Annotated in this window: 7 protein-coding genes; all 7 read right to left on the bottom strand. The window is 42.8% G+C overall.

All coding sequences use genetic code 11. The annotated features are described in order from the left end of the window. Positions 1 to 405: 405 nt before the first annotated feature. Positions 406 to 1,248 (bottom strand): carbohydrate ABC transporter permease, encoded by an 843-nt coding sequence (locus HMPREF0240_RS17265; RefSeq protein WP_009004704.1) that lies wholly within the window; start codon positions 1,246 to 1,248, stop codon positions 406 to 408. 5 nt (positions 1,249 to 1,253) lie between these two features. After that, positions 1,254 to 2,168, bottom strand: coding sequence for a sugar ABC transporter permease (locus HMPREF0240_RS17260; RefSeq protein ID WP_009004703.1), 915 nt, complete (start codon positions 2,166 to 2,168; stop codon positions 1,254 to 1,256). Positions 2,169 to 2,225: 57 nt separating this feature from the next. Further along, a complete protein-coding gene (locus HMPREF0240_RS17255) occupies positions 2,226 to 3,572 on the bottom strand; it encodes an extracellular solute-binding protein (RefSeq protein ID WP_009004702.1) in 1,347 nt (448 codons plus the stop codon). Between the two features lie 212 nt (positions 3,573 to 3,784). Further along, on the bottom strand, positions 3,785 to 9,283 hold the full coding sequence (locus HMPREF0240_RS25230) for a glycosyl hydrolase family 98 C-terminal domain-containing protein (RefSeq protein ID WP_009004701.1): 5,499 nt from the start codon (positions 9,281 to 9,283) through the stop codon (positions 3,785 to 3,787). Positions 9,284 to 9,302: 19 nt separating this feature from the next. Then, positions 9,303 to 10,172 (bottom strand): hypothetical protein, encoded by an 870-nt coding sequence (locus HMPREF0240_RS17245; protein ID WP_009004700.1) that lies wholly within the window; start codon positions 10,170 to 10,172, stop codon positions 9,303 to 9,305. 3 nt (positions 10,173 to 10,175) lie between these two features. Beyond that, complete coding sequence (locus HMPREF0240_RS17240) at positions 10,176 to 11,201, bottom strand: uroporphyrinogen decarboxylase family protein (RefSeq protein WP_009004699.1); 1,026 nt, start codon at positions 11,199 to 11,201, stop codon at positions 10,176 to 10,178. Positions 11,202 to 11,273: 72 nt separating this feature from the next. After that, the gene (locus HMPREF0240_RS17235) at positions 11,274 to 13,565 is read right to left on the bottom strand and encodes a glycosyl hydrolase family 65 protein (RefSeq protein WP_009004698.1); all 2,292 of its coding nucleotides are present in this window, start codon (positions 13,563 to 13,565) and stop codon (positions 11,274 to 11,276) included. Positions 13,566 to 13,616 lie beyond the last annotated feature (51 nt).

The following is a 13,616-nucleotide window of genomic DNA, read 5'->3' as shown; positions in this document are numbered from 1 at the left end:
GATACTACGCCGGCATCCGACTGCCTGTGATTCGTTTGATTTCCTCCATTTTATAGTTGTACGTCATACTTGCTTTGCTGCAAGAAATCACAGGCTCTCCCAAGTTGACAGGATAGTCATTGTAAAACATGATTGGCCCTCTGACTCCGCCAGAGCCACAATAAACTCGCATCGTTTCTCTAACGCTTACTGTGATGTTGCCTTCCGCATGGGTAAACTGCGTCGGCCTCTGAGACTTTGTAAAATTTCGGAGCTCAATAGCATTTCAACCCTGTTTCCTAACTGTCTACGCTTAGCCTTACCTGTTACCAGATAACACCCAAGACTCGCTAATGGTGGCTCGCTACGCCTTACCATGCGGGTGTTCCACCCGCTAAACTATCCGCCCTTTATTTCTTGGCGCGCCTACCCTTTCACCGCTCCTGCAGTAAGTGACTTTACAAATGTTTCTGACAGCAGGCAAAATACAATAATCGTAGGAACTACCGCTACAATGATTGCAGAAAACATTCCATTCAGGTTTTTAGAGTAAGCAGACGTAAACTGCCCCAGAAGAGCCGGTATGGTCATTTTCTCCGGGGACTTCAAAAGAATGGATGCAAAGTAAAACTCATTCCAGTTATTTAAGAATGCTAAAATTGCTGCCGTTGAAAGTCCCGGCTTTGCTATCGGAACGATAATCCGAAAAAACGTGCCGAAATAACCGCATCCATCGACTCTTGCAGCCTCTTCCATTTCTTTTGGAATCGAGGCAAAATAACTGTGCAGTATGAAATAAGTCACGGCAATCCCCAGACCAGAATACACGATAATAACACCCAGCCTCGTATCCTTTAACCCCAGATCACCCAAAAGCCTGTATATCGGGAACGAGATGGACACCGCCGGAATAAATAATGTAGTAGAAAACATCAATGTTACCAGCCCTTTTCCTTTAAACTGCATCCGGGCCACTACGTATGCTGCCATAGAAACAACCGTAACGCTGAGAACTGTGGATATCACTGTAATTACCAGACTGTTTAAAAAATATGTCTGGATATCCAGTTCTGTAAAAATTGTAATATATCCATCAAACACCCATTCCTTGGGCAGTCCCAGCCCGCCCGGCTTTTCCTTAAACGAGGAGATAAACACCCATAATATGGGATATATGGAGATAAAAGCTACTATCAGCATAACAAAATATCTGAATATCTTTTCTAATACCGTTTTGCTCTCCGGACGTTCTTTTACTTTTTTCCGCATATTTACTATTCCTCCAGACCTTTCTTAACACTAAATATACGATAAATCATACCCACCAGTATGATACCGATCAGCATCTGAATAACCCCCGCCGCATTTGCCCTGGCAAAATTCAGCTTCAGGCTTCCCAGTGCTGTTTTGTATATGTAGTAGCTCAAACTGTATGTTGCATTATCCGGCCCGCCTCCTGTAATTAAAGCAATTTCATTATAGAGAAGGAGTCCATAATTTGCTGCCATTACTGCAACAGTTCCTATCATCGGCTTCAGCAGCGGAAGCGTAATTTTCATATCAATCTGGAGACTGCTTGCCCCATCCACTTTTGCCGCCTCATATATTGAAGAATCAGTCGAAAATATTTGCGTCAGCAGCAGGAGGCAGGAAGAACCGCCAAAGAGAATAAATGAAAACGTAACTCCCCAAAATGCCATGTTTTCCTCTGCCAGGACACTGACATTGCTTCCCGGTGATATGATATTGCATATTTCTGTGATAATTCCTCTGGACGGACTATACATATTAAGGAAAATCAGTCCGATAGCAGCCGTCGAAATAATGTTGGGAATTACAAATACGTTTCTTATAAATCTCCATCCCTTATTCTTCTTAGAGAGGACCAAAGCTGTCAGAACGGAAAATGGAACCTGTATAACCAACGTTAAGACTACCCACTTCAATGAATTGATTAATGCCTGCTGAAAATTTGCATCTATTGTAAATAGCTTTTTATAATTATCAAACATATGTGATATGCCTAAAAATTTCGGTGCTGTAAAATTTTTAGAATTCCACTCACAAAACGATGTTGCTATGATATTTAAAAGCGGATATGCATAAATCAGTACAAACAGCAGAATTGCCGGTGCTATAAATGCCAGAATAAAAAAGCTTTTCTTATTCCATCTTTTTCTTTTTTTCATTTATCTCTCTCCCATAAAAAAGGAGGCCATTTGCACTGCGGCCTCCTTCGTCTGATTTTATTCTAATGCCGCTTTTGCCTGATCCAGTTCTTCTGTCACCTGATCAACTGTCTTCGTACCGTCTTTTAAGCCCGCGTATTTATTTTGTATTTCACTTTCCATATCACCAAATGTATTTCCCCATCCAAGAACCTGAATATCTGCAGACTGTAACTGCTGACATGCCTCAACCAAAAGTTTTCCTTCCGGTGTCTCAACTGAACTTTGTACTTCCGTATAATCTACTGTTTTACTTGGTACCATTCCTATGCCCTTTTCTACAATACGGGAAGCAATCTCAGGGCTGGTCATGTATTTCATGAATTCAATACAGATTTCTGTCTGTTCTTCATCTAATTTATTTGAGACTACATAGCCGCAGCCGCCTGAGAGCAGACCTGCCTTTTTTCCGTCATCTGTTGGGAATACCGCTGGCCTTAAATTCTCAATTCCTGCTTCACAGTCTGCAAACTCTCCGGTTGCCCAAACCCCGTTAAAGAGCATTGCTGAATCTCCGCTCTTGAAGTCTTCCATATACTGCGCGTCATCATCTCCGCCTGGTCCAAAGTGTGCAGAATCGATTTTTTTCAGCACGTTATTCTGAAGAAAATCCATGGTTCCTTTAAAGCTCTCATCCCCAAAACTTTCTACATTTTTTCCGTTAGCATAAAATTCACGGGATGCTTCATCTCTCTGAGAATAGCCGGCTGCAAGAAGATTGGTAGGCCATCCTGCATTTAAACTGAACGGTGATATTCCTGCAGCTGCCAGTTTATCCACAGCCGCATCAAAATCCTTCCAGGATGTCCACTTATCCGGAGTGGCTGCCCCTGCCTGTTCAAACAGTTTTTGATTGTACCAGAATCCGACCCCTTCAATCTGTTCTCTTACTGTATAAATCTTTCCATCTTCTGTCAGGTTCTGATCATAGCATACTCCAACTCCATCCTTAAAATCTGCATCTTCATCCAGATAGGGCTTTAAATCCAGAATGGCATCTGATCCGGCTGCAACTTCTGTAATATCCCAGCCTCCAAAATCTGCAATATCATAGAAATCTCCTGAACTCAAATCATTTAGGGCTGTATTGTAGATGCCTTCTGTTCCGCTCTGGTCCGCTTTAATAACAAAGTTAAATTCATCTTTATGAGCTTCAGCAAACTCCTCATAAATCTTTCTCATCTCTGCTGCTGATGCCCATTCGGATTCATTCTGGTAAAAACCATGTGTAAATGTTACTGTCGGAAGCTCATTCTCTGCTGACTTCCCTTCTTTTTCTTTTTCACCATTCCCGCAGCCTGTAAGTGCCATCGTGCCTATCATCATACCTGCCAGAAGAATGCTGATGAACTGTTTTCTTTTCATATTGTTCTCCTCCTTGTGAGTTTCTTTATTTCTTAATCAAATTATAAGTTTTATCCCGGTTGTATGAAATAAACATACATGTCTATTTTCTTCGCTTTTTTGCCGCCACAGCTGTAATTTAAAAACTTTCTTTATATTTTTTGACCTGAAATTCTGAATATTAAAAAGAGGTCAAAAAAGTGTAATCTTTTGACCTCTTTCCCTTTATACTGTTACTTTCTTATGCGCTTCCTGAGCAAAACTCCAATCATAAATACAATGCTTATCAGGGCTAAACCTGCTGCCGGGATTATGCTCAATTCATCTCCCGTTTTTACCGTTTTATTTGGACTTCCAGGTTGCTGTCCATTATCTTGCTTATCACCATTGCCCGGTTTATTTCCATTATTCGGTTTATTTCCGTCATCCGGTTTGTTTCCGTCGTCCGGTTTGTTTCCGTCGTCCGGTTTGTTTCCGTCATCCGGCTTGTTTCCGTCATCCGGCTTGTTTCCGTCATCCGGTTTATTTCCGTCATCTGGTTTCTGTTCATCATCCTTTGCTGAAATCTTAATGTTTTCTTCCATCAAATCCAGTACTACATCTGAATTCTGAAGTTTTGCCTGCACCGCCAGCACCAGGCTCTGCTCCTTTTGAGTCTGCGGTATTGGATCGAAAGTAAACTCTATTTGATCCCCTTTTTCCTTCTGTACTCCATCGCTTACGACATGAAATTTGACATTTTTTAATTCATACTCGTTCCCGTCCAGTGCCGCGCTAATTTCCAGGCTTTCTATTGCTGCCGCTCCGCTAAGCTGAAGGCTTCCGTTCCCATTTACAGCTTTTAGTTCCAGTACTTTAACAGCTTCTTTTTGGGGAATCAGACGCATTCCTTTTTCAACAATGGTATCTTCTGTTACATCATTTCCATCCTGGTCTTTCCAGCCTGACAGTATATAGCCATTCGGTACATCAATTTCCGGAAGAGATCCAAGTTTTTCTCCCAATACATACTCCGTTTCAGTCACATTTCCTTCGAAATCTTCTATTTCTAACGTTACAGTGTTCCCTGTCATAATTGTGCATTCTATAAATCCATTGTGCTGGATTTTTATCTGCCAGTTATTTGCTTCCCCTGTAATCTCGGAATACTGGAATGGCCGTGTATAATTATCATATGCATATTCATTTCCATCTGCATTTTCAAAAATAATCTCCGGCTTTTCTTCACACTTTACTGTAAGCACGGTTTCTCTAAGCTCAGAATCCAGCCCCTTATTCTGCTCCATTCTGTCGGACATTTCCCAGATATATTGATATACTGTGCTCATACTTTCCGCCGGATTTCCACTCCAAAGCTCTGATTTGTCCAATCTGTAATTACTGAGAACCAGGTCAATCTGAGAACTTGATTTTTCCGTTGCCACTGCATAGGTGTGTGGTGCCATATCCAGGGACAGCTCTGCTCCCTTTGTTTTTATGGCTGCATTCTGCCTTACGTCTTTATCCTCGGAAGAATTCATCATATACCACGTATCGCCAAAGTGCTCTGCCCAGGCATTCCCTTTGTATTTTTCTTCCGGATATACTTCCTGCAGCATTTCAATTGTCAGAGGGGTCTCTACAATATGCGTAAATCCAAGTCCTGTAAGCAGTTCATTATCTACGTTGTTCGGAACCAGAGGAATCGTTCCGTACTGTCCTGTCTTTGGATAGAGCTGGGAATAATCCGTGTCATAGATCACCGGCTCATAATTCTCTGTCCCTTTTACAATCAGCTTAGTGCGGTCCATCACCATCTCTTTATCCGGGATTGCAATTTCCCCGCTGCATACTTTTTTCAATGTAGGCATCAGACTGTACTGATATGCCGGTGTACGGTGTCCGTTACTCGCCACAGAATACCACTGCGGTTCACTCTTATAGCAGGTTGCTCCCATGCTGGCCACTCGGATAACGTCCTGTGAATACATGTTTTCCGGCCAGACCAGACACTGTCCCCAGCCGCCGATAGATCCCGGTGCATCAAACATACTGCCGTTTCCATCAATGGACCAGTGCCACCAGTCTGAAGCGACACCCCAGTTATCACAATAACCTGCGAGCCAGAGTCCAAGATAAAGCGCTTCTGTATCCGTATCCCCATAGGATTCTTTATACATCATAGACACATATTCGCTATTGTCCTTCATCGCTGCCCCGAGAACACTGCCCTCTTCTTCCAGCCAGTCCATGAGAACCCCATGATTTCCGAATACATTTGTATCTGTCCACATCATAGATACGCCAAGTGATGCGCCCATACGGATTAAATCCGCTACATATTCATCCCCATTATTAATTGCCTGTCCGTCGCTGAAGCAATTGTATAATTCCGCACCGTTAAAGCCCACAAGGTATTCATTTTCTTCTGCAAGCTCTTTCCAGAATGTCAGCGGAATTCTGTCATATGTACTGGTTTCACCATTCAAGTTCTGTACTGCACATGGGATCTGGTGTGCATTGCAGTATTCTATCTGCTGTTTGTACCAATTACGGACTGCATTCACATCTTCTGTTCCGCTTTCGATCGCATTGTCCTTAATACTTCTCTCTGCTATAAGCAGGATAACCGTATTATCTTTTAAATCATCCGGAACTGCATTCCAGAGTTTCAGCGGATCATCTCTGTCTGTGCGGTTTCCATCTGCATCCACCGTAATATAGTTATTCTCCGGCAGCTGCCCCGCATCACAGTTATCAATGCGTTCTACAGGCGCTCCGTCAGACCAGTAATAATTGGAGATATACAAAGGCTGTTCCTTACTGATCACATGCCTTGTTTTGGCTTTCTGCTGTTCACCAACTGTTATTAAGATTGTCGTCTCTGATCCTTCTTTTGTAAGCCCTGTAATGATTGCCTGGCCTTCTGATTTCGCTGTAATATTTCCCCATGGGTCAACAGCGGCAACTTCCTCATTATCAGAAACATATTTAACATTCATATCTGTCACGACATTATTCTCGGCCTGGGTTCCTCCGCCTCCCCAGCCCCCGGTGGTTGAAAAAAGACGTGATGTCTTTGTTGTTTCTCCTGGCTCTAACTGTGTCTTTTCAGCTTTCAAGATAAATCCTCTGGAAGGAATCGTTTCCTCTTCTTCATAAAATTCATTTTGTGTTAAAGCCTTCATGACCTCTTTCATATTATTTGAGGTGTGACCGATACGCCATATCCTGCTGTCACCGCTCCCCGCTTTTATGTTGAATTCCCCATTTGAGTCCTGCACCATTTTATCTTCCGGTGTTGTCTGCAGGGCAGAATACCAGATATCCATGCTGTCTGTTTCTTCATTGTACAAAAATGTTGAACGGTAAATCTGGAAATCATTCCAGAATGGCGCATCATTAGGAGTCAGCACCGGCTGGCTGCCTACCTGTGACCAGTTCAGTCCGTCTTTGGATTTTGTCATATATAATACTGAATTATCCGGGGAATTTCCGGTAAAGCACTGAGATAATGCCCAATACTCATTCTTAGATTCAATATACTGGATATCCTGATGCCATGGGGCCAGCTGTTCACCAGCTTCTGTTGTTCCTAAAAAATTCTGAACGGTCAGTGTTTCCTCTGACCAGTTTATACCGTCTTTGGAGTATTTCATCTGCACCTTATTATCCTGGCCGTTAAAATATCCCACATTTCCAGTATTGTTATAGTACATAAAGTACAGATCTTTCCAGCTGTCATATGTAATTGTAGGCGAAAGATAATTATATTTAATCTCCTCATCTCTCAGTACCGTAACAAATTTGTTTATCTCTACTTCACGTTTGCCATCGACAGGTGCCCCCCAGTTTATACCGTCATAAGACGCTATCATGCGTACTTCACAGCCGGAGCCTCCTGCCGGCTGATCTGCCGCCCAATTCCAATAGGCGAGAATCCTGTCATTTTTTTCGTCATAAACTAAGTCCGTATCACAATTGTGCGCTATCTCTCCCTGCCCGACAGGTGAAACCCGCTGGACAACAGGATTTACTGAATTCCCATTCAGAACAGGCTCCTCCCAATTTATTCCATCATCAGAATATACAATGTACGGATTTTCAAATTGCGAAGTAACCATTACATTCGGGGTATAAAACATCCAGTACTGATGTCCGCCAAATCCCTCTTTTACCTGGATAACGTCAGGATGTGTGACCTGGCCCTCAATATGTACATCCGGATTCGCCTGGGGATCCTCCGGATAGCTTGGCCAGTTATAATGTGTGGGAAGATCTAAATAATTGCCGGAATTATCAAATGCCTGTGCTTTATATGGCTTTTCTCCGAGATTGTATCCCATAACCTGACATTCCACCACATGATTCATAGAGCCGCTGTTGCTCCCATACATATAAATTCTTACAAATCTTCCCTTCATTATCTGATCCGGAAATTTGTCTTTCAGGGAAATGTGGAAGCCATCCTTAGTTTCCGTATATTTTTCCTCATCTCCGGAACCCAGCCCGTGATAATTCTCTGTATCTGAATTGTAGACTATCCTGGCTGCCCCTTCCGAAAATTCTTCTTCAGTATCGGCCACTGCAACTACAGTCCCATTGTAGATCCTGCCGTCATTCCAGTACCGCCACAAATTAATTTCGGAGAGTTCATAATTTCCTCTGAGGTCTACCTGAAGATAAGCTGATAACTCCTTTTTCTCATTTCCGAAATCACAGTAATTAGGGTCAGATGATTTTTCAGGAATAATTCCGTCTACCGCCATTGTTTTCGGTCTGGATGGATTGATATACGGTTCCGAGCCATCTGCCGTATACCGCACTTCAACCGGTTTTTTCAATGCAAGATTTTCTGCATCGGGATAAGGAAGAACCTGAACATTCACTGTCTGGTCCTCCTGCACATCACGTATCGTATATATACCGTCCTCCGGCTCCAGTACACTCTCATTTACGGTTACGCTGCTCACATAGTAACCACTCTTTGCCTGCACTTTAAATGAATAGTCCGCTCCCGGTTCCATAGGCGATTCTGAGCCTTCTTCCGCAATCACAGAAAAATGCTCCCCTTCGTTTACCGTGACACTCACTTTTCCCGGTACCTGGCCATGCACTGTGCCATAAACCTCGAATTCGACCAGATGGTTGCCCTGATTGATATTACTTCCGCAGGAATAAATCCGGACATATTGACCGGTTACAGGGGTATCACAGCTAAATTCTCTTCCTTCAGCAGTTTCGGCATAGCCTTCGTCCGTCCCTGCACCAAATCCATAAATATTCTCCTGATCCGAGTTATAAATAACTTCTGTATTTTCAGAATTCCAATCCTCTTTCGAATCTGATACCGCTATTACCGTCGGGGTATATTCTCTTCCGTCTGCATAATAACGCCACATCTTTACAGAATTGATATCATATATCTTTTTCAGGTCAAATTGCGCAAAGCTGGGCTTTGCCGGTTCTTCCCCCAACGTCTGCCCATACCGGAAGACAGCATCTGATGCATCCGCTTTCCCATCTGTTGCCCGCACCGCCGAATTATTATCAGTTTCTCCGTCTGCCCCGTAAACCATTTCACTTCCATCCACCCACTCTGAAGCAGGGATAATCCCTTTGGCCACATTTTCAGGTCCGGCTGCCTGCGTGCTCATGGTCAGTCCCGGGGCCTGTATTGTTCCCCATGCAATGACGGCTGCCAATGCCAGTGCTCCCGCACGTTCTTTAAAGTGCCACTTTTTTCCTAACATAATTCCTCCTTTTTTCCTCTTACTCTCCTGATAATTGTTCCTTCAAAAAGCTTTTAAAAGTTTCTGTCCCTCCTCCCATTGGTAGTATTTCCTTGGGAAGCACACCACTGGTTTTAGATACGTCAAAGAAATGCCCCTTTTTCGTTTTTTCTGTTACCATATATGAATCACTTCCAGGAATCCCATCTGCCAGATACGAATACTCATCCCCCCAAAAACACGCATTCTCAACGCCTATATTCTGCGGGGTTAAAATATGATCAACGAAATAATCTACATTATCACTTTTTGTTGTGGGACCGATTTCCAAATACTTTGCATCTGTCGTAACCTCAAGCTTAATTTCACTGCATTTCCCGATCTCTTCTGCAATTGCTGTTACTTCTTTCAAACCGCCCTTAATTCCCTGTTCCTTCAAATGAGACTCCAGCCTTTCTACTTCTCCTTCCTGAAGATAAAGTCTGTCATTCCGGCTGTATTCCGCCATTAAATCCAGCTTACAGTAGTTAGGCCTGGTAAAAACAATATCAGTATTTAACGTATAATTCTCCAGAAGATACTGATGGATTTTAAAGACACTTTCATGAATTTTTAATTTTTGTATTATATTCAGCTCTGTTTCCTCATGCAGCATTAACTCTCCGTTTTTAAAAGAATAGTTTAAAGCCCCTCTTCCCAATCCCAAATGCAGGTTCTCCAGCTCTGCTTCTGTAAAATACCGGTGCAGTTCTCCAGCGGCAATTTTGTCATATGTAGTGCCGCTGATAATAATCATTACAATTCCCTTAGCCAAAAGCGGTTTCATAAGTCCTGCCACCTCGTCTGCGGGCGCTTTCCTTGATTCAACGGCCGTTCCATCCCAGTCAAAAAAAATTGCTTTATATTTCATGTTTCACCTTCCCTGTTTTTCATATTTAAAGATTTTATCCTGTTTCCATCTGTCAAACTTATCAAACGCCTGGTTCATAAAGTCCATTTTTTCTTCTGAAATGTTTAACGCTTCATTGTTGCTGTCATCATAAGCATAAATAATTCCGCCCTGATCAGTTCCCAGGTAACGGTAAATATCCTGAACCTCTTCCGTAATCTCCTGTTCCCCTTTCAAAGGGAGGGTCTTCTGTATATCGCAAAGCGTAGCGAAGCAGACTTTCCCTGCATACAATTCACCTAACTTTTTCATATCATAGACTCTGATTTGCTGAAGATTTAAAATATCTACCCCAATCTCTATCAAATCTCCGATAATCGCATCTATTTTCCCGCATGAATGGAAGTAAACTTTACAGCCGCCCTGCTTACATGCGTCAAATATCTTCTTATACCTGGGCTTAAAAAATTCCCGCCACATATCAGGATTTATAAATAATCCGGTTTCTGTCCCCCAGTCATCACTAAATGCGAAGCCATCTACCCTTCCTTCAAAGCGTTTCAAAACATTTTCAATTACAGCTATCTGGAAGTTCACAATTCTGTCTGCCAGCTCAGCACTTTTTTCCGGATCCACATATAAATCCACCAATGTGTTTTCAAACCCTCTCAAGCTGTGCATTCTTTCAAACAGGCACATGAAAATATGATTTTGTATATATTTATCTTCTTTTCCCTGAAGCCGTTCTTCCATACCCGCATACCACTTCGGATCTTTGGCATCCGGCCATTCAAAGGACTCCATGTCCTCCCAGTCTTCAAGCGGATGTATGGTTACCTGCCCCATATTATTTTCATCTGTCCTTGTCCATCCGCAATGCCAGTGGTCAAACATAGGGTTTGAGATGTCATCCCAGTCCTTCCACGGAACAATTTCATTCCATTCAAATAAAAATATATCCGAATCAAACCCGGGACTATCCGTAAATAATGGAACCCTGTCAGGCGTTTTAAATTCTATTGCTGCATAGACTCTCTCTTTCTCTGTCATTCGATATCCTCCATTCTCCTTATTTAAATTCTGCCGTTTCCCAGCCTGTCTGTATTTTGGCTGTCTGTACTTTTACTGTCCGCCAGTGCCTGGAGCTGTCTGCTGTTTGTATACTATTTTTGTTGTATTTCCACTCCTGCAGAAGTGCACCTGGTCCCCTGTTCTAACTTTCAGCTCATCATTTCCTTCAAGCTGGCTAATCTCGATATAAGCCTGTTCAATAACTACTTTGTATGCGCTCCCTGCATACCGGAAGCAATATTCCAGGGAATCCCATTGCTTGGGCAAATGAGGGTTAATACTGATTCCGTCCTCATCCATATCCAAACCACCAAAGCCCTGTACCGTTACCATCCAGGTCCCGCCGTTCGCAGCCGGATGTGTTCCCCCAATGTACAGATCCCCCAGATATAATTTATATTCACCCAGTAAATCGATTCTGGCAGCCTTCATCAGATATTGATATGCCCAGTCCGTTTTTCCGTTTTTAGCTGCCAGCAGCGCATAAATACAGGTGCTCAGGCTGGAACCATGCTCTGTTCTGGGTTCATAATAACTCCAGTTTTTTTCTTTTATTTCATCGGTAAACTGCCCGCTCAGAAGACTCAGCAGCAGAATAACATCCGCCTGCTTAATAATCTGCGTATTTACAGCAAGCCCGCATGGGCTTCCCAAATATTCATTCGGCTTTATGATTCTGGAATACAGCTCCTCCAAAGAAACATCCTCTTCCTTAAAATAGCCGTCATATTGTTCTATAAGGCACTGACTGTCCGGAGCCGGAAGATATATCTTCTCATACAAGTCTCTTATATTTTCGCATTCGCCCCAGTAATTCAGAGCATCCATTAACCGGATAAACTGTGCATGGTAATGTGTCTCCATATAATCAAGTGTTTCCAGCGCAATCTTCATAGTCAGGTGAATCATATAATTTGTATAAGCATCGTTATTAACACGCTCATGATACTCATCCGCGCCCGTCACATCTAAAAATTCATATCTGTTCTTATCTTTTTTGTAATATGCGCAGGAGTAGAAGAATCTTGCACACTCTAATATTGTTTCAGCCCCGCCGTCCGGTAAAATCCCGTAGTCTTTTGTGATGGAAATGTACTTCCAGATTCCATAGACAACATCCGCACTTATATGAATTTGTTTATCTCTGAAATAAGTACGCATTTTTCTTCCTGTAAAGATATCCGTCAAATTATAATGGGTACAGCCGTCTTTTCCATTTTCTTGGCTTTCCCATGGGTAAAAAGCACCTTCATACCCGTATTCTGCCGCCTTTTCCCTGGCTCCAGCCAGATTGCGGATCCGATACATCACCAGTTTCCGTGCGGCTGACGGTTCGCAGAAGGCAAACATCGGAAGCATATAAATCTCTGTGTCCCAGAACATGCCCCCTTTATATACCTGGCCTGACAGGCCTCTCGCCGGAATTGCCACTCTGTCGGTATAAAACGGAGCAGAGCTGTACAATAAATAGCAGCTGTAATAGATGGCTTTCTCTGCCTCAGTATCCCCCTTTATTTTAATACCAAGATTTTCGTACCGTTCTTTCCAGCAGGTCCTCTGCCTCTCTGCCAGTCTTTCAAATCCGCTTTCTTCTGCACTTCTGCAGCACTTTACCGCTGACTCCCATACATCGGTGCAATCCGTCTCCTTGCATATGGATACATATTTTTCCATAACAAACGGCTCCCCCGCCTTCAGATGTACTGAATATGCGTTTATTGTCTGATCCTCTGTATATTGGGCTGCACCGGCCGAAACCCGTATCATTTGGCCAACTGCAGTCTTCACCTTCTCCTGGATTGTCTCACAGACAATTCCGGTGATCTCTTCATTCTGCTTTACGGTTTTTTTTCGGAAATGATTACCGCTGATATTCCAGATATTATCATCAATTCCGGTATGTACCTCTACCTCTGTCTCTGAGTCAGATGTTACTATATACCGCATTGCCAGCAGATGGATATCGTCAAGGCTTGCAAATCTGAATGCCTCAACTGTAATCCTTTTCCCATCTTCCGCTATAAACGCTGTCTTCCGCCTGTGAATTCCTGCTTCAAGATAAAGCTCCTGTATATGGGAGTCAACCCGGCTCGTAAGTACAGATAATTTCTGCCCCTTATAACTCACATACGTATATAGAGGGTTTGGCATGTTGACGGGCTCTCTCCACCCATTCCCGTTATCGTCATATATCTCAGAAAGAGTACAGGACACCAGCTCTTCTTTCCCATATTCCTCCATCGTTCCTCTATATCCAAAATATCCATTCCCTATACAGAACTTATTTCCCAAAAATTCTGTTTTCCCCTGAGGGATACCGTTTTCTTTTATACTGTATTTCATGCAGTTTCCTCCATTTTTGTACTATGATCCTTATTCTAATTCCGTGGATTG

Source organism: Clostridium sp. D5, assembly GCF_000190355.1.
GTDB classification, from domain to species: Bacteria; Bacillota; Clostridia; order Lachnospirales; family Lachnospiraceae; genus Faecalicatena; species Faecalicatena fissicatena_A.
The sequence above is the reverse complement of the archived record's forward strand: the minus strand, read 5'-3'. Positions and strand labels throughout refer to the sequence as shown.